An 18,798-nucleotide genomic window follows, 5' to 3' on the forward strand; every position below is an offset into this window, starting at 1 on the left:
GGCCATGTGGCCGGGTTTTTTTATGCTCGAATGACAGTCCCGATGACGCGGACGCGGACCCGCCGACAATGGCGGGGCGAGCAATCACCCGTCGATCAGCTCGCCGCCTCCAGTGCCGTCAGGGCCGCGTCGTAATCCGGCTCCTGGCGGATTTCGGGGACAAGATCGCGGTAGACGACGACATCATGGGTGTCGAGCACGAGGACCGCGCGGGCGGTGAGGCCCGCCATTGGGCCATCAACCTGAAGGATGCCGTAGTCGGTAGCAAAGCGTCGGTCGCGCATCATCGACAGAGCCTCAACGGCCTCGATGCCCTCGATCTCGCAGAACCGCGCCATGGCGAAGGGCAAGTCGGCAGAGATGTTGAGCACCACGGTGTTCTCGAGCGCCGCCGCGCGCTGGTTGAACTGCCGCGCGGACATCGCGCAGGTCGGTGTATCCAAGCTGGGGACAATGCTGAGTACCTTGCGCATGCCAGCGTAGTCCGCCAGAGAGACATCGCTCAGGTCCTTACGGGTCAGTTTAAAATCCGGAGCCACGCTCCCGATGGCCGGCAGGTCACCATTGATTTGCACGGTCTCGCCGCGTCGAGTAATCGTGGTCATGTCGGGCTCTCCCGCTCAAATTGTTTTAATCGCACACAAGGTTATCGTCGCATGGTCTGAGTCGCTACACTCGGCGTTAAAAGACCATAAGAGGAGAGACCATGGCCACCGCATCCCAGGACGCCACCGCCACGGGCGAGATTGGCCACTTCATCAACGGCGAAGCCGTCGCCGGTGCCTCGGGCGGCCGTACTCACCCGGTCTACAACCCTGCGACAGGGGCGCAGACTCATTCAGTCGCGCTCGCCTCGGCCGATGAAGTGGAAAAAGCCATCACCAATGCCACCGCCGCGCAGGTCGAGTGGGGGGGCACGCCTCCGCTGCGTCGGGCGCGGGTCATGTTCCGTTTCAAGGAACTGATCGAGCGTAATCACGACCGGCTGGCTGAGTGCATCACCCGCGAGCACGGCAAGACCCTCTCCGACGCCAGGGGCGAGGTGGTCCGCGGCCTTGAGGTCGTCGAGTTCGCCTGCGGCATTCCGCATCTAATAAAAGGCGAGCACTCGCCCAACGTCGGGACCGGCGTGGACAGCCACTCCATGCAACAGCCCGTGGGGGTGTGTGCTGGCATCACGCCATTCAACTTTCCCGTCATGGTGCCACTGTGGATGGCGCCCGTGGCGCTCGCCTGCGGTAATAGTTTTATCCTCAAACCCTCCGAGAAGGATCCGTCGGCCAGCATGCTGCTGGCGGAACTACTCAAGGAGGCGGGCTTGCCCGATGGCGTTCTGAATGTCGTCAACGGTGATAAGGAGGCCGTCGATGTCCTGCTGACCGATCCGCGGGTTGGCGCCATCAGCTTCGTGGGCTCCACGCCGATCGCGCAATATATCTATTCCACCGGATCGGCCCACGGCAAGCGCGTCCAGGCCCTCGGGGGCGCTAAGAATCATGCCGTGGTCATGCCCGATGCTGACATTGAGCAGACAGTGGACGCCCTCATGGGCGCCGCCTACGGCTCGGCCGGTGAGCGCTGCATGGCGATCTCGGTCGCCGTTCCAGTCGGCGAAGAGACCGCTGATCGCCTGGTGGCGGGCCTGAAGGCCCGTCTCGAAACCCTGACCATTGGCGACGGCCTCAGCAAGCCCGAGCCTGAAATGGGTCCGCTGGTCACGCGCGAGCACCGCGACAAAGTCGCCAGCTATCTCGATATCGGGACTGCCGAAGGGGCCGAGCTTGTCTTTGATGGCCGGCGGGCCCATTTCCCGGGAGACGATAGAAACGACGGGTTCTTCATCGGCGGCTCGCTGTTCGATCGCGTCCGCCCGGGCATGCGTGTGCACAGCGAAGAAATTTTCGGCCCCGTCCTCAGCGTGGTCCGCGCCGCCGACTTCGAAGAGGCCCTCGGCGTCGTCAATGGCCACGAATACGCCAACGGCACGGCCATCTTCACTCGCGACGGCGATGCCGCCCGAACCTACAGCGAGCGCGTCGAAGTGGGCATGGTCGGCGTCAATGTACCAATCCCGGTGCCGATGGCCTTCCACAGCTTTGGTGGCTGGAAGCAGTCGCGCTTTGGCATCCTCCACGCCCACGGGCCGGATGCGGTGCGCTTTTACACCCAGATGAAGACCATCACCAGCCGCTGGCCAAAGGGCGTGCGCGACGGCGGCAGCCAGTTCGTGATGCCAACGATGTAATCGAGTGCCCGGATCCGCGACAAAACCCGGCCATGAGCCGGGTTTGTATTACCCCCTTCAGAACGACGGAATCGGCCGCTAGGGCCTTTTGAGGGCAAGATGTCGCCACATGTCATATGTAGCCAGCACCGCGCACCCAGTCATCGCAATCATCAAATCGATGTGCGGCACGAAAAGCGGCACCACCAACAGGAATGCGCCAAGCATCAGTAACGCGATCACCGCCATAACCCGATCCATCATTGGCCTGTCTCCTCGTCCGGGCTGCACTGCAACAGCAGCCAGCGTGCCGTTCTCAATAACCGTGCATCCTGTCCGTAAGCACCGACCACCTGAACACCCACCGGCATATTGTTGGGGCCTGTCAAAAGCGGCAGCGTAATTGCTGGGAGCCCACACAAGCTCCAGAGCGAGCAGAAGATCGGATCACCCGTCGTGCTCAGATCGGCGGGGGCCTCGCCCGGCGCCGCCGGGGTAATGATTGCGTCAAATCGCTCAAATAAGGGATCGAGGGCCTCGCGCAGAACCGGCTGCATATCCCGGGCTGCGAGGTAATCGACTGCTGCGATGCTGCGGCCCTGCTCCATTAATGCGCCGAACGCATCGCTCAGTTGATCCGCATCGCGGTCATAGTAATGCCCGAGATTTCGCGTCATCTCACTGGCCATGATGGTTGCGAGCCATCCCGCGCTACGACCGAATAAATCCGGCAGGGCCGCCTCCGTGCCATGCTCACCGAGCAGATCGACCAGCTCTGCAAACCCCTCGGTTGTCGCCGATTCAAGACGCTCACTGAACGGCGTGTGGACCATCGCAATGTCAGGGGTAACCGGCGGCGCTGACAAAGCCGTGTCCAGCAACGGCCCCGGATTCAAGTCACAGTCGCGATCCTGCCCATCCGGACCCATCACTGTCGCAGCCAGGGCAGCATCCTCGACACTGCGGGCGAAAAACCCAACCTGATCAAGCGACTGGGCAGCCTTTAGCACACCCGTTCGTGGCACCGAACCAAAGCTTGGCTTATACCCAACCACGCCGCAGTATGAAGCCGGGCGTATGACTGAACCATTCGTTTGAGTACCGACGGCAAATGGCACCATACCGGCCGCGACCGCCGCTGCGGAGCCGCTTGATGATCCACCCGGCGTACGTGCTGGATCGTGAGGATTCGTCGTGGGCCCGGGATGAAAGTAGGCCAGTTCACTGGTAACGGTCTTCCCCACGATCACCACGCCGGCGTTACGGAGACGCTGTGTCAGCGTCGCATCCTGGTTAGGGCGTTGCCCCGCATCCAGTGATGTGCCGTTTTCGGTCGGCATTCCGCGAGCATCAATGATGTCCTTGAGGCCGATCGGAACCCCGTGAAGTGGGCCGAGGGGCAAACCCATTGCGCGCCGGCGATCGGCCTCTTTTGCCTGCATGAGCGCCCGCTGCGGATCATAATGGGCCCACGCGTGCACACTTGGCTCTATCGCCTCGATCCGTGCCAGACAGGCTTTGGTAACCGTTTCGCTGCTCAACGCCCCATCGGCCAGATACCTGGCCATCTGCGACACCGTGAGGCTCGCCGGGTCTCCAATTTCTACGCGCTCAACCATAAACAGTATCCGGAAGCCAGAAGACGATTTGCGGGAACACGTAAAGCACCACCATCGCGACGAGTACAAAGAAAAGGAAGGGCATACAGCCTCTGAAAATGTCCACCAGATTCACAGACGGTGGCGCGATCCCCTTGAGGTAATAGGCCGACATCGCCATCGGTGGCGTCAGGAATGAGGTCTGTAGGTTAAGCGCGACCAGGATCCCGAAGAACAGCGGATCGACGCCGAAAATGTCCAGCAACGGCAGAAAGATCGGCACGAATATGATGATGATCTCTGACCACTCAAGCGGCCACCCGAGCAGGAATATAATCAGTTGAGCAAGTATCAGGAAAGTGATGACATTGAGATCGAGCCCAACCACAAATTCTGTAATGAGATGCTCGCCACCTAGATAGGAAAATACCGACGAGAATGTCCAGGACCCCACGAAAAGCCAGCACACCATGGCCGTCGTCTTGAGGGTGAGATAAACCGAATCCCGCAGTTTATCCCAGGTTAGCGCCCGATAGATCGCTGATAGCGCCAGCCCACCCAGCGCGCCTGCCGAAGCGGCCTCGGTCGGAGTGGCCAGACCGAAGAGGATGGAGCCGAGGACGGCCAGGATGAGCACCGCGAGGGGCACAAAGGACGTCAGGATCATCAGCAGTAGCCGGCTGTATGGCACGTCCCCAACCTCGTCATCGGTTGGTTTAGGTGCGACTGACGGCTGGAGGATACTCCGTATGACGATATAGCTGATATACAGACCAGCCAGCAGCAGTCCCGGGAAGAGCGCTCCGGCGTAAAGCCGCACGATCGACGTGCCCGTTGCCGCTGCGTAAACAATCAGCATGATCGATGGCGGAATAAGGATTCCCAGGGTACCACCGGCACAAATGACGCCCGAGGCAAATGCGTTGTTGTAACGCGCATTGAGCATCGCCGGTAGCGCCAGCAACCCCATCAATGTCACGACCGCGCCGACGATACCGGTCGCAGTCGCGAAGAGCGTACAGGTGATCAGCGCCGCCACGCCCATGGCACCGGGCACTCGTCGCGCCGCAATATAAAGCGTGGAGAAGAGCCGCTCCACAATGTTGGAGCGTTCGACGATGTAGCCCATGAAAAGAAACAAGGGGACCGCCGTCAGCACTTCGTTCGCCATGACCGAATAGGTCTGGTTGACGAACAGATCAAAAATGCGGTTATTCAGAAACCCTTCGAAATAAGCCTGCCAGACCTCCCAGCCCTCAGCGCCCTGCTCGACCAGGCGATCATAGGCACGCCACATCCGGCCTGAGTCAAAATAAGCGAAATAGCCAAAGGCGATACCCAGCGCCATCAGCGTAAACGCGATGGGAAACCCCAGAAAGATCGACAGAATGAAGATCCCCAACATCAGGATCCCGATTTGAGGATCGGTCATCGTCCCTCGCCTCCTGTGTCAGGCGCGGTGTCCATAGCGTTGTCCGCGTGATCCGCACCGCCAGTCTCGAGAAGCTGATCTTCCAATTCAGTCACATCCTTCACGTCGGCCGGCCACTCTCCGGTGCGAAGGCAAACGAGGCAGCGGCAGACCTGAGCAATGCCTTGAATAAGCAGCAGCACGCCGCCCACCACCATCATCGTCTTAAAATGAAAGATCGGTATTCCGGCCGGTGAAAAGGTACTCGTTTCCAGGTACTGCCAGGAGCGGGAAGCATATTTCCAGCCAGAGAACACCAGCGCGAGGATGCCGGGAAAAAAGAACAGAAAGTAGAGCGTTAACTCGACGGCTGCCTGGGTCCGTGGCTTCCAAAGCCGATAGAGAAAGTCGCCTCGAACATGCGCGTTGCGCGAAAGCGTGTATGCCCCGCCAACCATGAACAGCGTGCCGTACAGGATATACGACATATCGTAGGCCCAGGCTGTCGGCGCGTTGAAGAGATAACGCGACACCACCTCATAACCCATACCAAAGGCCATGAGCAGGATCAGCCAGGCGAAACTCCGTCCGACCCAGGTCGTGAATCGATCAATAGTGCGGATGATCTGCAGCATGGATCACTCTTTTCCAGCCGGTCGTCATAAACCCGCCCCGGTCGAGGGACCAGGGCGGATCATTGGGCGGACACTCCGCTTTACATGTTCAGCCGGCCGGGGAAGAAGTGCTCGTAGGCAAGCTGCAGATCCGGCTGGTTCATGAGCTCATAGAACACGGTCCGCTCAACCCAGGCTTTCTGACTTTCCATGACACGGCGCATGAAGTCGTCCTCTTCCAGCTTCGGAATGAGTGTGCTCCAAGCCTCCAGCTGTGCAGCGAGGATTTCGTCAGAAGTCCGATGTACGGTCACTCCGGACTCGGTCTGCATCCTCTCGAGGTCCGCTGAATACCGATCCAGCGCGCTGGCTGTGTTCGACGTTGAGGCCGCCTCGACCGCATGCAGAAGGATCGCCTGCAGGTCGTCATCCAGACTCTCGAGCATGTCGCGGTTGAACAACCACTCAAAGGACTCACTGGCCTGATGGTAGGAACCCAGATAGTAGTTTTTCGCGACATCCTGCGCACCGAAATCACTATCGGACGACGGGTTGTTGAATTCGAAGGCGTCAATGACGCCCCGCTCCATCGCTGGCACAATCTCGCCACCAGGGAGCTGGGCAACGGACATACCCATCTCATTGAGCAGATCAGCGGCAAGACCCACGGTCCGGTATTTCAGGCCCTGGATATCCTCGACCGACGTAACATCACTGTTCTTGAACCAACCGAATGGCTGGGATGGCATCGGAAAGCCGAATTGGCCGACCACGTTCAGACCCATGATGTCCTGAGTGAGCTCGCGATACAGCTCTTTGCCGCCCCCGGCATACCACCAGGCCATCATGTTGTTGGCATCGCCGCCCCAGACCGGACCGGTGCCGAACAGGGAAGCGGCGTTATTTTTGCCGTACCAATAGACCGGCACTTCATGGCCGATATCGATGATTCCATCGCTGACTGCGTCAATGACCTGGAAGGCTCCCACAATGGCGCCAGCCGGGAGCAGATCGATCTGTATCCGCCCGCCCGACATGCTGTGCACGCGGTCAACGTATTCTCGGGCGAAATCATTCCAGATATTGCCGCCGCCCCAGGCCGTCTGCATTTTCAGCACGATTGGTGACTGGGCGTGCACATACGGTGCACCGACGACCGCCGTGCCCGCCGCGATACCGCCGGCGGCTGAAAGACTGCTCTTCAGAAACTTACGGCGGGAACCATCCGGCTCTACCGAATTTGCATTGCCATGATCCACTTTAGAATCGGTCATGCCGCGCTCTCCTCCTGTTTTATGTGTCGTGCCCCGTCTTTGCAGGGCACTCTCAGCACGGATCACCGGCGTCCTAGACGCCGACGATTCGCCTGCGATCAAACTGCATCATATCTGTGCCCTTTGAGCAAACCACATTTGCCGTGAATGCCTAAGTCTGGGACTGGCCCTTGAGCGCCAGACGATGGGCATGCAGCAACGGCTCGGTATAGCCACTGGGCTGCTCGCGGCCCTTGAAGACCAGATCACAGGCGGCCTGGAAGGCTGCGCCCCCAAAGCCAGGGCCCATCGGCGTATAGGTCGGGTCATCGGCGTTCTGCCGATCCACCACCGCGGCCATCCGCTTCATGGCGGCCATGACCTGTTCCTCGCTGACGATGCCGTGATGGAGCCAATTGGCGATGTGCTGACTTGAGATACGCAGGGTCGCGCGATCTTCCATCAGTCCGATGTCATTGATGTCCGGCACCTTGGAACAGCCGATCCCCTGATCGATCCAGCGCACCACGTAGCCGAGAATGCCCTGGCAGTTGTTATCGAGCTCGGCGCCGATCTCCTCATCGCTCCACTGCGTGTCGGTGGCGACGGGGATTGTCAGCAGATCGTCGATGGCTGCCCGCGACTGGCCCGCCAGCTCGGCCTGCCGGGCCCGCACGTCCACCTGGTGGTAGTGGGTGGCATGCAGGGTGGCGGCCGTGGGTGACGGCACCCAGGCGCAGTTCGCGCCGGCCCGTGGATGGCCGATCTTGGCTTCGAGCATGTCGGCCATGCGATCCGGCATCGGCCACATCCCCTTGCCAATCTGGGCATGGTCCGGCAGCCCGCAGGCCAGCCCGGTATCCACATTCCAGTCCTCATAGGCATTCAGCCAGCGCGACTGCTTCATGGCCGCCTTCCGGATCATCGGCCCGGCCTCCATGCTGGTGTGGATCTCGTCGCCCGTGCGATCGAGGAAGCCGGTGTTGATGAAGATCAGCCGCTCGCGGGCCGCCTCAATGCAGCGCTGCAGGTTTAGGGTGGTGCGCCGCTCCTCATCCATCACGCCGATCTTGAGCGTGTTTTCGGCCAGCCCCAGGATCTGCTCGACGCGGGCGAACAGCGCCACGGTCAGCGCCACCTCGTCGGGTCCATGCATTTTCGGCTTGACGATATAGACGCTGCCAGTGCGGCTGTTGCCGCCGTCGCGCTGCAGGTCATGCATGGCGATCATCGCGGTGCACAGGGCGTCGAGGATCCCCTCCGGGATCTCGTTGCCCCGGGCGTCGAGGACCGCCGGCGTCGTCATCAGATGCCCGACGTTGCGGACCAGCATCAGGCTGCGTCCGGGTAGATTCAGCGGCTGCCCGTCGGCGCCGGTGTAGGCACGATCGGGATTGAGGGCTCGCACGACCTCGCGGCCCTGCTTGTAGAAGCGCTCCTCGAGGTCGCCCCGCATCAGCCCCAGCCAGTTGGCATAGACCTGTGCCTTGTCCTCGCCGTCCACCGCGGCCACCGAATCCTCACAGTCCTGGATCGAGGTGACCGCCGATTCCATGACCAGATCGCGCACACCGGCGGGGTGAGTCCGGCCAATGGGATCATGGGCATCGATGCTGATCTCGACATGCAGGCCATGACGCCGCAGCAGGACGGCTTCGGGGGCCGATGCCGTCCCGGCGTAACCCACCCACTGGCCGGGGTCCGCGAGGCCGGTCTCGCCGCCTCCGGTCAGGGTCACGCGCAGTGTCTGGTCGCCCTCGCCAGCCGCCACCCGGTAGGCCGTCACATCCGCGTGACTGCCCGCCGCGAGCGGAAAATTGGCGTCCAGGAAGGCGGTCGCCCAAGCCACGACGTGGCGGGCACGGTCCGGGTTGAAGGCCGTACCGCGCTCAAGCCCCTCGCTGTCGGGAATGGCATCGGTGCCGTAGAGCGCGTCATAGAGACTGCCCCAACGGGCATTGGCGGCATTCAGGGCGTAGCGGGCGTTGTTGAGCGGCACCACCAGCTGCGGACCGGCGATGCGCGCGATCTCGTCGTCCACGTTCTCAGTGCTGACCTCGACCGCTCCGGTGGGCGGCTGCAGGTAGCCGATTTCTTCGAGGAACCGCCGATACGCAGCGCTTGAATGCTCGTCGGGGTGAGCGCGATGCCACTCATCGATCTGTCGCTGCAGGGTATCGCGATGCGCGACCAGGGCATGGTTGCGGGGGCCGAGCTCGTCGACCAGCTCCGCAAGGCCTTCCCAGAACCGGGTCTCGTCAACGCCCGTGCCGACGATCGCCGCCTGGCCGATCAAATCGTCCAGGGGTCTCGCTACCTGTAATCCCGCCCGCTCGACACGCTCAGTCATTGACTCTTCCCCGTCATCGTTGCTGTGAATTTTGTTCTCTAATGGCGTCCAGCTAAAATAAAGCACAACGCGAGGAGGATGAACCCCATGAGTGATCAGCATTACGACACGCTCGTCCTCGGCAGCGGGCCGGCCGGCGAAGGCGCGGCGATGAAGCTTGCCAAGGGCGGTCAGCGTGTCGCCATGATCGAGCGGCTGAGCGAGGTGGGCGGCGGCTGCACGCACTGGGGCACGATTCCTTCCAAGGCGCTGCGCCACAATGTCCGCCGGCTCATGGAGTACAACAGCTCCGCCCTGTTCCGCGAGGCCGGCGAGCCCCGGCATGTGTCATTCCAGACCATGCTGCGTCACGCCCGGTCGGTCATCGATCAGCAGGTCGGCCTGCGCAGTGGGTTTTATCTGCGCAACAATGTCCCGGTGCTTACCGGCGAGGGGCGCTTCGAGGACGAGCACACCCTCGCGCTGACCGGTGCGGACGGCCGCACCGAGCGCCTGACGGCCCGGCATTTCCTGATCGCCACCGGTTCACGGCCCTATCGCCCGGCGGATGTTGATTTCTCTCATCCACGCATCTGCGACAGCGACCAGATCCTGTCCCTCGAACATACGCCCCGCAGCCTGATCATCTATGGTGCCGGCGTCATCGGCAGTGAATACGCCTCGATCTTCCGCGGCCTCGGCGTCAAGGTCGACCTGATCAACACGCGTGAGCGCATGCTGGCGTTTCTTGACGACGAAATCTCCGATGCCATCTCCTATCATCTGCGTGAGCACGGCGTTGTCATCCGTCACCGCGAGCAGTACCAGTCCATCGAGGCCGACGACGACGGCGTGACCCTCTACCTGCAGTCGGGCAAGCGGGTGCGCGGGGACCTGCTGCTGTGGGCCAACGGGCGCAGCGGCAACACCGATGGCATGGGGCTGGAGCATATCGGCATCCAGCCCAACGGTCGGGGTCAGGTGGAGGTCAACGACGACTTCCAGACCGCGCAGCCATCGATCTATGCCATCGGCGATGTGGTGGGGTATCCGAGTCTGGCCAGCGCCGCCTACGACCAGGGGCGCTACGCGGCGACCCATATGCTCGAGGGACACTGCGAGTATCGGCTGGCGCATGACGTACCCACCGGCATCTACACCATCCCCGAGATCAGCTCCGTCGGCCGCACCGAGGGCGAACTCACCGATGCCCAGATCCCTTATGAGATCGGCCACGCCTTTTTCAAGGATCTGGCGCGGGCACAGATCTCGGGACAGACGGTGGGCATGCTCAAGCTGCTCTTCCACGCCGATACGCTGGAGCTCCTCGGCATCCACTGCTTTGGCGACCAGGCCGCCGAGATCGTCCACATCGGCCAGGCGATCATGGCGCAGCCGGCCCCCAACAACACCCTGCGCTACTTCATGAACACCACATTCAATTATCCGACCATGGCCGAGGGCTATCGCGTCGCCGCCCTCAACGGCTATAACCGGGTCGCCTGAACCGAGGCAGAGCGCGCACGTAACCTCATCGCAACCGAACCGGTTTATGCTGGGCGGCGACTTTAAAGGACAGCGACGCAATGCAATCGGACAACCTCCACCACCCCGGGCTCTACCTGAACCGTCAGTTGAGCCTCCTGGCCTTCAATGAGCGGGTCCTCGCGCAGGCCGCCGACGACTCCAATCCGCTGCTCGAGCGGCTCAAGTTCCTCTGCATCGCAAGCTCGAACCTGGACGAATTCTTCGAGATCCGGGTGGCGGGCCTGCGCCAGGCCCGGGAACTTGGCGTAGGCCAGAGCGGGCCGGACAACCGGACGCCCCAGCAGGTGCTGCGCGAGATCAGCGAACGCGCCCATGCCCTCGTGGACGAGCAGTACCGGCTGCTCAATGATGAGGTCACCCCGGCGCTGGCCGCGGCGGATATCCGCTTTCTGCGCCGCAACGAATGGACGCAGGCGCAGCAGGACTGGATCCGCAGCTATTTCGAGACCGAGCTCCTGCCCATCCTCAGCCCGCTGGGGCTGGATCCGGCGCATCCGTTCCCGCAGGTCCTCAATAAAAGCCTCAACTTCATCATCTCGCTGGAAGGCAAGGATGCCTTCGGGCGCAGCAGCGGCATGGCGGTGGTCCAGGCGCCTCGGGCCCTGCCCCGCATCATCCAGCTGCCACCGGAGCTCGATGGCGGTGGTACGTACGACTTCGTGTTCCTGTCCTCGGTCATCCACGCCCATGTCACCGACCTGTTCCCGGGCATGAAGACCACCGGCTGCTATCAGTTCCGGGTGACGCGCAACTCGGACCTGTATGTCGACGAGGAGGAAGTGGATGACCTGCTCCGGGCCATGGAGGGCGAGCTGCCATCACGGCGCTATGGCGATGCCGTGCGCCTCGAGGTGGCCGCCAACTGCCCCGAGCACATGGCGCATTTCCTGCTCGAGGAGTTCGAACTCGAGCCCGAGGCCCTCTATCAGGTCAACGGACCGGTCAATCTCAACCGGCTGTTCGCGGTCTGTGACCTGGTCGACCGGCCCGACCTCAAGTACCCGGCCTTCAAGCCCGGGTTGCCGGCGGAACTCAGCCACACCGGCGATATTTTCAAGGTCATGCGACGGCGCGACATCCTGCTGCATCACCCCTTCGAGTCGTTCGCCCCGGTCATCGAGCTGCTGCGCCAGTCAGCCCAGGATCCCGACGTGCTGGCGATCAAGCAGACCCTGTACCGGACCGGCCCCGACTCGGCGGTGGTCGATCATCTGGTCACCGCCGCGCGCAGCGGCAAAGAGGTGACCGTGGTGGTGGAGTTGCGCGCCCGATTTGACGAGGCGGCCAACATCGGGCTTGCCAACCGGCTGCAGGAGGCCGGTGCGCATGTGGTCTATGGGGTGGTGGGTCACAAGACCCACGCCAAACTGATGCTGATCGTACGCCGGGAAAGCGGTCGGCTGCGCCATTACGTCCACCTTGGGACCGGCAACTACCACTCACGCACGGCCCGGCTCTACACCGACTATGGCCTGATGACGACCCGCCCGGCCATTGGCGAGGACGTCCATCGCGTGTTCCTCCAGCTCACCAGCCTCGGCAAGGTCTCGGCGCTCAGTCATCTGCTCGAGTCACCGTTCACCCTGCATCCCGGCATTCTCGAGAAGATCGCCCGCGAGCAGCGCCACGCCGAGGCCGGCCGACCGGCCCGGATCATCATCAAGGTCAACTCGCTGGTCGAACCCAAGGTCATCCGGGCGCTGTACGCGGCATCCCAGGCGGGTGTCGGGATCGACCTGATCGTGCGTGGCATGTGCTGCCTGCGTCCCGGCGTCGAGGGGGTCAGTGACACCATCCGGGTGCGCTCGGTCATCGGGCGGTTCCTCGAGCACACGCGGGTGTTCTACTTCGCCAACAACGGCGACCCGGAGCTCTACTGCAGCTCGGCGGACTGGATGGAGCGCAACTTCTTCCGGCGCGTCGAGGCGGCCTTCCCGCTCCTCGATGCCGAGCTCCGCGACCGGGTGCTCGCCGATCTGCAGACCTATCTTGCGGATAACACGCAGGCCTGGGTGCTGGATGCCGATGGTGAGTACCGCCGCCTCACCCCCGGGGCCGATGAGACCGGCGTGAGCGCCCAGACCGCGCTGCTCCAGGGCTACGGCGAGGACGGCTGATCAGTCGCGATTGATCCGCAGGCGAAAACCCGCTGCCTCGAGAAAGCCGGCCTCCTCGCTCAGGTCGGCTTCAACCAGCGGGTTGTCATCCAGCCAGCCGGCGGGAAAGCGCACGGTGAGCTTGCGCCCGGCGGCCTTGAGAGTGAGTGCCGGCAGGGGTTCGTCGCTGCGCGCGCGCTGCAGGGTCACCGCAAGACGCAGCAGTACCGCCAGTCGGACCGAGGCGGTCTGCCAGTCCTCGGGCAGCTCACGGAAGGCATTACGCGGGAACTTGCGTCGATGGGCCCGGATCAGCGTGGCCAGCAACTGCTGCTCCTCGCGGGCGAAGCCGGCCAGGTCGCTGTGCCGCACGATGTACTCGCCGTGTTTGTGGTACTGGCTGTGGGAAATGTCCAGGCCGATCTCGTGCACCCAGGCGGCCCACTGCAGGGTATCCCGAGCGGCCGGTGTGGCCAGCCCCCAGTCGGTCGCCACCTCGCCGCGCAGGGAATCGGCCAGCGTTGCCACGCGACGCGCCTGATCCTGATCGACGTGGTAGCGCTCGGCCATCGCCCGAACGCTCGCCGTGCGCACGTCGGCATGCCGGATCCGCCCGATCAGATCAAATAACAGCCCCTCGCGCAGCGCCCCATCCGCGGCCTCCATCTGCTCGAGACCGAGTTGCTGGAAAGCACCCAGGAGCACCGCCAGCCCACCGGGCAACACTTCAGCCCGCGAGGCATTGACGCCATCGAGCTTCAGGCGCTTGATATCGCCCGCCTTGACCAGCGCCCGGCGCAGCTTCTGCAGGCCCTTCGGATCAATCCCACCGGCTGTCCAGCCATTTTCGCGCAGACACCGCTCAATGGCGCGAATGGTCCCGGAAGCACCGATGGCCCGCTCCCATCCGAGTCGCCGATAGCGATCGGCTATTGGCTCAAGCTCCCGACGCGCGGCGATCTCGGCCTGCCGCAGGCGTTTGTCGGTGATCACCCCGTCACTGAAGAACCGCTGCGTGGTGCTCACACACCCCATGTGCAGGCTTTCCATTTCGCGTGGGACGAAGTGCTCACCAATAATGAATTCGGTGCTGCCACCGCCGATGTCCATCACCAGGCGGCGATCCTCATCATCGGCGATGCTGTGCGCGACCCCCAGATAGATCAGTCGCGCCTCTTCGTAGCCGGAGACGATCTGGATCGGGTGGCCGAGCGCCTGTTCGGCCTCGCGCAGAAACGCCCGGCTGTTACGCGACTGCCGCAGTGTGTTGGTGCCCACCGCCCGCACGGCACCTTCGGGGAGCTCGCGGACGCGCTGACCGAAGCGCTCAAGACAGGCAAGCGCCCGGGCCCGGGCATCGGCGGACAGCCGCTTCTCGGCATCCAGCCCGGCTGCCAGTCGGACCGACTCACGCAGCCGGTCGTGGGTGCGCAGCCCCGACTCATCGGGCCGCGCGATGATCATATGAAAACTGTTGGAGCCGAGATCGACCGCCGCAATTTCATCGGCCTCGTTGACCGGGTCATGGGTGGGCGCTGCATCGACGGCCATCGGTTCTGACTCCCGTTCGTCTAGCCCGACTCGGAATCAATCCGGGCGCGCTCAATGGCCTGCCAGATGTCCGGGTCGGATGAATGGAACATGCTGGTGCCCAGCGCACAGCGCACACGCTCGCGGACCGGCAGGGCGGTAAAGCGCTGACCTTCGATGCAGCTGCGGAGTCTTTCCGCCACACGGGCCGCCTCATCGGCGTCGGCGTCGGGCAATGCCACCAGGAACTCCTCGCCGCCGTACCGGCCCAGCCCATCAATGTCGCGGACGCAGCCCCGCAGCCGCCGCGCGACCTCACGCAGGACGTCGTCGCCGGTGGCATGGCTGTATTCGCGATTGATCCGCTTGAAGTGCACCAGGTCGACAAAGATCACCGCCAGCGGCTGGTCAAGGCGCTCGGCGCGCTGCCACTCCTGGTCGATGAACGCGATGATGGCGCTGCGGTTGCTGATGCCGGTCAGTGGGTCAAGCACCCGCAGGTCATGGGCCTCCTCGCGGGCCCGCTGCAGTTCGATCTGACGGTCCCGCAGCAGGCGTCGCAGCCGGCTGACATGACTGGCGAAAAAGCCGCCACAGGGCACCAGCGTGCTGAGCGCCACCAGATGCAGCAGCTCCACCTGGGCGTTGAACGCCTCCGGCCGCTGCTGCCAGACGGCCCCCACCGCGACGGCATAGCAGAGCAACGCGAAACCGCCCAGCGCGGTGAACTGTCGAGCATTGAGGCGCAGCACCCCAAACATCAGCAACACCAGAAACAGCAGCAGAAGACCGCCCCGGCCGCCGTCCAGCAGGTACATGGTCAGCCCCATCAGCAGACAGACCATGAACATCTGGAGCCCGGTCAGGCTGGGGTCAACGAAACGCTCGTTGCGGCCGCTGCGGAGAAGCGCGTAGAGCCCCGCATTGACCAGCACGATCACCAGGCTCAGGAATTGCCACTCGGGGATCGCCAGCAGCCCCTGACGGACATAAAGCCCCATCAGGGCGATGGCAAGGCCGTAGACGGTGGCCGCCAGCAGGAAGCGTCGCACCCGGAGCGACTGCCGCGGGTCATTGCCGGGCAGGATCACCCCTGGCAGGGCATTCATCGCTCCGACTCCATATCGGCCAGCTGGATATTGATGGCGTTCACCGATATCCAGATCTCGCGCACCGACAGGGCCAGCGAGACCATCATCAGAATCAGGCTGAGGCCGAACAGCCACCGGGCCACCAGGACAAACCCGCCGAACAGCAGGAACATGCTGGCGACACAGGCCATCAGGCTGCCAACGCCGGCGGCCTGCATGTACTGAATCAACTTCACGCGCCGACGCAGATTATCGATCTGCGCCAGCAGGCTGCGCCGCTGGGTGCTGGAGTAGCGGGCCTGCAGATCCCGGATCAGCGAGGCCAGCGCGAGGAACCGGTTGGTGTAGGCCAGCAGCAGCAGGGACACCGCTGGAAACAGCAATGACGGCGTTCCCAGCGTAAGATCCATGCCCTGCTCCCCCTGACGGACGCTTACTGAGCGCCGCTACCCGACTGGCGTTGCGACTGGACATTGCCACGGAGGGTCTCAAAGCGGTCGATCATCTCCGGGACGCTGTCATCGATATCGGACATGGCGTCGACGATGTCTTCCTGCAGCTGCATCTGGTCGTCCTGAATGCCGCTGTCCTGCATGGCAGTGCGACGTGCCTGTAACAGCGCCTGACGCGTGCTCTGATACTCTTCCATCATCGCCGCGCGGTCTTCCTCGGCCACTTCGCCGCCACGCAGCTCACGAGCGATGTCCTGGAGGCGCTTGACGTCCTCCCGGGGGCTGACGCCCTCGTCGCGCATACGCGACATCATGCGGTCTTCCAGCGACTGCTGACGGTCCGCCAGACCGGGGTTCTCGTTAATCGCCTCCTCGCGGATTGAGGCCAGCGACTGCTGCAGGGACTGCAGCTCCTGGCGGCTCGACGATCCTCCCTCCGAGCTCTGGGCCTGGGCGAGCCCCGTCGCAGCGACTGCGGCGATCGCAAGCGTGAAGACGGCGCGCCGCGTCCAGTGACAAATGGGTAAATGCGACATTGGTGACTCCATCCAGTCTGTTCTGTTCGAATATAAGCCGGCAAAGTACCAGCCTGTTGCGCTGTCGTGTCAACAATCGCTGCGCGATATCAACCAACCACGAGTGCATTCCACCATGAACGATCCGCTTGACCCCTTCCAGCGTTACTGCCGGCCCGATCAATTCGGCTACAGCTCACGGGTGATGTTTCTTGAGCAGCCCGTTGACTCGACGACTGCTTGGGCTGAAAAGGCCCGGCGCTGGTTCCCCGGTGTGGATGATTATCTTCAGGCGTATCACCGGGTCGGCAATCCGTGGCTCTGGTCCGATCGGCTGGCTCAGGGGCGGGCCGCGATCGCCCGTGACCTGGACAATCCCGATCATCGCTGCTGGCGCCTCGACCAGGGGGGCGAGCTCGCGGGGTTCTGCGAACTGATCCTGCGTCGCGATGGTCAGGCGGAAATCCTTCACTGCGGACTCGTGCCCGGCGCCCGTGGCCAGGGCCTGGGCCAGCGGCTGATGGGCAGCGCGCTCGCCGGTGCGCAGGCGCTGGGGGCCCGCCGGATCTGGCTGCATACCTGCAGCGAAGACTCGGTGGCGGCACTGGGTTTTTACCAGCGCGCCGGGTTTCGGCCCTTCGCCACGCGCCTGGAGTGGGTGATCGACCCACGGCGTCGTGGGCTACTGGGGGCCGATGCCGGCGATCAGGTCGATCTGCCGTGGACGGGCGCCCAGGCCGTGCACGCCTTCAACGCGGCTGCAGATGCCGGTTCAACCGCTTCTCGAGCAGCCGAAACCCGCCCAGGATCATGAACGTGAGCAGCACATAGAGCAGTCCGGCGGCCAGAAACAGCTCCATGGGCGTGTAGGTTCGGGCAATGATGGTCCGCGCCACCCCGGTCAGATCCATCAACGTAATGGTGCTCGCGAGCGCGCTGCCCTTGAGCATGAGGATCACCTCGTTGCTGTACGCCGGCAGCGCGATCCGGAACGCCCGGGGCAGGCGGATGCGACGCCAGATCAGCGCCGGGGTCATGCCCACCGCCTCGGCCGCCTCGACCTCACCGCGTGGCACCGACTGAAGGGCCCCACGCAGGATCTCGGCGGTATACGCCGACGTATTCAGGGTAAAGGCGATGATGGCGCACCAGTACGCCTCACTCAGATAGGGCCAGAGAAACGACGTTCGGATCGCCTCGAACTGCCCGCTGCCGTAGTAGACCAGATAGATCTGCACCAGCAGCGGCGTGCCCCGAAAGAAATAGATATGCGCCATGGGCAAGGCCTTCACCCACCCGCGTGGCGAGACACGCGCCATTGCCATGGGCACCGCCAGCACCAACCCCAGGACCCCCGAAACGGCGACCAGCTCAAGGGTCAGCAGGGCCCCCTCGGCGAGCGCCGGCAGGCTCTCGATCATTACCTGCCAGTTCATCCGGCCAGCGTCCTCATGCCATGCGTGGTCCGCCGTTCAAGCCAATGGATCGCGAGCGTGGTGAGCGCCGTCAGCCCCAGATAGATGAAAGCCGCCGCCACATAGAAGGTGAATGGCTCTTTGCTGTAGCCCACCGCCACGGAGGTCTCGCGCATCAGATCCTCAAGGCCGATGACCGAGACCAGTGCCGTGTCCTTGATGAGCGAGAGAAAGATATTGCCGCTGGCCGGCAGGGCGACCCGCCAGACCTGTGGCAGGACAATGCGCCGGAAGATCCGGGCCCGCCCCATCCCCAGCGCCAGCCCCGCTTCGCGATGCCCCGCCGGTATCGTCGCCAGGGCCCCACGGAAGACTTCGGTCATGTAGGCGCCGTAGTTGAACGCCAGCGCGATCACGCCGGCCATGAACGGCGACAGCGCGATATACCCGGTGTAGCCCAGCATCGAGGCGACCGCGTTGATCGCGTTGGCCGCGCCGAAATACACCAGCAGGATGACCAGCAGCTCGGGCAGCCCCCGGACCGTGCCGGTATAGAGCGTGCCCAGCGCCCGCACAGGCGCCGGCCCGGCGGTCTTCGCACTGGCACCCAGCAGACCCAGAATGACGGCACAGGCCATGCTGACGATGGCAAGCTGTACCGTCACCCAGGTGCCAGCGGCGAGCTGCGCGCCAAACCCCTGAAGATCCATGCGCAGTCGCCC

The 18,798-nt window shown here is 63.4% G+C and carries 17 protein-coding genes; 4 read left to right on the forward strand and 13 right to left on the reverse strand.

The genetic code is table 11. The features are described from left to right. Positions 1-95 precede the first annotated feature (95 nt). The gene (gene tpx / locus BA899_RS00615; RefSeq protein WP_159299409.1) at positions 96-605 is read right to left on the reverse strand and encodes a thiol peroxidase; all 510 of its coding nucleotides are present in this window, start codon (positions 603-605) and stop codon (positions 96-98) included. Positions 606-706: 101 nt separating this feature from the next. On the opposite strand from tpx, the gene BA899_RS00620 reads away from it, so the two are divergent. Continuing rightward, a complete protein-coding gene (locus tag BA899_RS00620; RefSeq protein WP_159299410.1) occupies positions 707-2,245 on the forward strand; it encodes a CoA-acylating methylmalonate-semialdehyde dehydrogenase in 1,539 nt (512 codons plus the stop codon). A 78-nt stretch (positions 2,246-2,323) separates the two neighbouring features. Here BA899_RS00620 and BA899_RS00625 read toward each other — a convergent pair whose 3' ends face one another. From BA899_RS00625 to BA899_RS00650, 6 genes are all read right to left on the reverse strand, one after another. Beyond that, positions 2,324-2,488, reverse strand: coding sequence for a hypothetical protein (locus tag BA899_RS00625; RefSeq protein ID WP_159299411.1), 165 nt, complete (start codon positions 2,486-2,488; stop codon positions 2,324-2,326). Continuing rightward, a complete protein-coding gene (locus BA899_RS00630; protein ID WP_144348190.1) occupies positions 2,485-3,843 on the reverse strand; it encodes an amidase in 1,359 nt (452 codons plus the stop codon). Before BA899_RS00630 ends, BA899_RS00625 begins: the two co-directional genes overlap by 4 nt. After that, positions 3,836-5,254 carry a TRAP transporter large permease subunit gene (locus BA899_RS00635; protein WP_144348189.1) on the reverse strand — a complete coding sequence of 473 codons (1,419 nt, stop codon included), beginning with the start codon at positions 5,252-5,254 and terminating at the stop codon, positions 3,836-3,838. Before BA899_RS00635 ends, BA899_RS00630 begins: the two co-directional genes overlap by 8 nt. Continuing rightward, positions 5,251-5,868 carry a TRAP transporter small permease subunit gene (locus BA899_RS00640; protein WP_144348188.1) on the reverse strand — a complete coding sequence of 206 codons (618 nt, stop codon included), beginning with the start codon at positions 5,866-5,868 and terminating at the stop codon, positions 5,251-5,253. Before BA899_RS00640 ends, BA899_RS00635 begins: the two co-directional genes overlap by 4 nt. 80 nt (positions 5,869-5,948) lie before the next feature. Next, positions 5,949-7,121 (reverse strand): TRAP transporter substrate-binding protein, encoded by a 1,173-nt coding sequence (locus tag BA899_RS00645; RefSeq protein WP_144348187.1) that lies wholly within the window; start codon positions 7,119-7,121, stop codon positions 5,949-5,951. 151 nt (positions 7,122-7,272) lie between these two features. Next, positions 7,273-9,450: a malate synthase G gene (locus tag BA899_RS00650; RefSeq protein ID WP_144348186.1), complete on the reverse strand. Its 2,178-nt coding sequence runs from the start codon at positions 9,448-9,450 to the stop codon at positions 7,273-7,275. A gap of 87 nt (positions 9,451-9,537) precedes the next feature. Between BA899_RS00650 and sthA the strand changes: the two genes are divergently transcribed. Further along, entirely contained in the window at positions 9,538-10,935 is a 1,398-nt protein-coding gene (sthA, locus tag BA899_RS00655; protein ID WP_144348185.1) for a Si-specific NAD(P)(+) transhydrogenase, read from the forward strand. An 80-nt stretch (positions 10,936-11,015) separates the two neighbouring features. After that, on the forward strand, positions 11,016-13,094 hold the full coding sequence (gene ppk1 / locus BA899_RS00660) for a polyphosphate kinase 1 (RefSeq protein ID WP_144348184.1): 2,079 nt from the start codon (positions 11,016-11,018) through the stop codon (positions 13,092-13,094). Here the strand turns inward: ppk1 and ppx are convergent, their stop codons facing one another. Genes ppx through BA899_RS00680 form a run of 4 tightly spaced genes read right to left on the reverse strand, consistent with a single transcriptional unit; the run spans position 13,095 to position 16,682 of the window. Then, complete coding sequence (ppx, locus tag BA899_RS00665; protein WP_144348183.1) at positions 13,095-14,624, reverse strand: exopolyphosphatase; 1,530 nt, start codon at positions 14,622-14,624, stop codon at positions 13,095-13,097. Between the two features lie 20 nt (positions 14,625-14,644). Then, the gene (locus tag BA899_RS00670; RefSeq protein WP_144348182.1) at positions 14,645-15,712 is read right to left on the reverse strand and encodes a GGDEF domain-containing protein; all 1,068 of its coding nucleotides are present in this window, start codon (positions 15,710-15,712) and stop codon (positions 14,645-14,647) included. Continuing rightward, a complete protein-coding gene (locus tag BA899_RS00675) occupies positions 15,709-16,104 on the reverse strand; it encodes a DUF2721 domain-containing protein (protein WP_069134258.1) in 396 nt (131 codons plus the stop codon). Before BA899_RS00675 ends, BA899_RS00670 begins: the two co-directional genes overlap by 4 nt. Before the next feature lie 23 nt (positions 16,105-16,127). Next, positions 16,128-16,682 carry a hypothetical protein gene (locus BA899_RS00680; protein ID WP_159299412.1) on the reverse strand — a complete coding sequence of 185 codons (555 nt, stop codon included), beginning with the start codon at positions 16,680-16,682 and terminating at the stop codon, positions 16,128-16,130. Between the two features lie 115 nt (positions 16,683-16,797). Here BA899_RS00680 and BA899_RS00685 point away from each other — a divergent pair, with 115 nt between their 5' ends. After that, positions 16,798-17,475, forward strand: a complete 678-nt coding sequence (locus tag BA899_RS00685) for an N-acetyltransferase (RefSeq protein WP_159299413.1) — start codon at positions 16,798-16,800, stop codon at positions 17,473-17,475. Here the strand turns inward: BA899_RS00685 and BA899_RS00690 are convergent. Together BA899_RS00690 and BA899_RS00695 are read right to left on the reverse strand one after the other, a co-directional pair. Continuing rightward, the gene (locus tag BA899_RS00690) at positions 17,411-18,097 is read right to left on the reverse strand and encodes an ABC transporter permease (protein WP_069134255.1); all 687 of its coding nucleotides are present in this window, start codon (positions 18,095-18,097) and stop codon (positions 17,411-17,413) included. The genes BA899_RS00685 and BA899_RS00690 overlap by 65 nt on opposite strands. Further along, a complete protein-coding gene (locus BA899_RS00695; protein ID WP_148122253.1) occupies positions 18,094-18,786 on the reverse strand; it encodes an ABC transporter permease in 693 nt (230 codons plus the stop codon). The genes BA899_RS00690 and BA899_RS00695 overlap by 4 nt, the downstream gene beginning before the upstream one ends. Positions 18,787-18,798 lie beyond the last annotated feature (12 nt).

The organism is Spiribacter sp. SSL99, from assembly GCF_009805925.1.
Classification (GTDB): Bacteria; Pseudomonadota; Gammaproteobacteria; order Nitrococcales; family Nitrococcaceae; genus Spiribacter; species Spiribacter roseus.

Coding starts and splice junctions, on each gene's coding strand:
- BA899_RS00685 (WP_159299413.1), top strand. CDS start 16,798: ATGAACGATCCGCTTGACCCCTTCCAGCGTTACTGCCGGCCCGATCAA.
- BA899_RS00670 (WP_144348182.1), bottom strand. CDS start 15,712: ATGAATGCCCTGCCAGGGGTGATCCTGCCCGGCAATGACCCGCGGCAG.
- BA899_RS00645 (WP_144348187.1), bottom strand. CDS start 7,121: ATGACCGATTCTAAAGTGGATCATGGCAATGCAAATTCGGTAGAGCCG.
- ppk1 (WP_144348184.1), top strand. CDS start 11,016: ATGCAATCGGACAACCTCCACCACCCCGGGCTCTACCTGAACCGTCAG.
- BA899_RS00675 (WP_069134258.1), bottom strand. CDS start 16,104: ATGGATCTTACGCTGGGAACGCCGTCATTGCTGTTTCCAGCGGTGTCC.
- BA899_RS00695 (WP_148122253.1), bottom strand. CDS start 18,786: ATGGATCTTCAGGGGTTTGGCGCGCAGCTCGCCGCTGGCACCTGGGTG.
- BA899_RS00630 (WP_144348190.1), bottom strand. CDS start 3,843: ATGGTTGAGCGCGTAGAAATTGGAGACCCGGCGAGCCTCACGGTGTCG.
- tpx (WP_159299409.1), bottom strand. CDS start 605: ATGACCACGATTACTCGACGCGGCGAGACCGTGCAAATCAATGGTGAC.
- BA899_RS00650 (WP_144348186.1), bottom strand. CDS start 9,450: ATGACTGAGCGTGTCGAGCGGGCGGGATTACAGGTAGCGAGACCCCTG.
- BA899_RS00635 (WP_144348189.1), bottom strand. CDS start 5,254: ATGACCGATCCTCAAATCGGGATCCTGATGTTGGGGATCTTCATTCTG.
- BA899_RS00680 (WP_159299412.1), bottom strand. CDS start 16,682: ATGTCGCATTTACCCATTTGTCACTGGACGCGGCGCGCCGTCTTCACG.
- ppx (WP_144348183.1), bottom strand. CDS start 14,624: ATGGCCGTCGATGCAGCGCCCACCCATGACCCGGTCAACGAGGCCGAT.
- BA899_RS00620 (WP_159299410.1), top strand. CDS start 707: ATGGCCACCGCATCCCAGGACGCCACCGCCACGGGCGAGATTGGCCAC.
- BA899_RS00625 (WP_159299411.1), bottom strand. CDS start 2,488: ATGATGGATCGGGTTATGGCGGTGATCGCGTTACTGATGCTTGGCGCA.
- BA899_RS00640 (WP_144348188.1), bottom strand. CDS start 5,868: ATGCTGCAGATCATCCGCACTATTGATCGATTCACGACCTGGGTCGGA.
- BA899_RS00690 (WP_069134255.1), bottom strand. CDS start 18,097: ATGAACTGGCAGGTAATGATCGAGAGCCTGCCGGCGCTCGCCGAGGGG.
- sthA (WP_144348185.1), top strand. CDS start 9,538: ATGAGTGATCAGCATTACGACACGCTCGTCCTCGGCAGCGGGCCGGCC.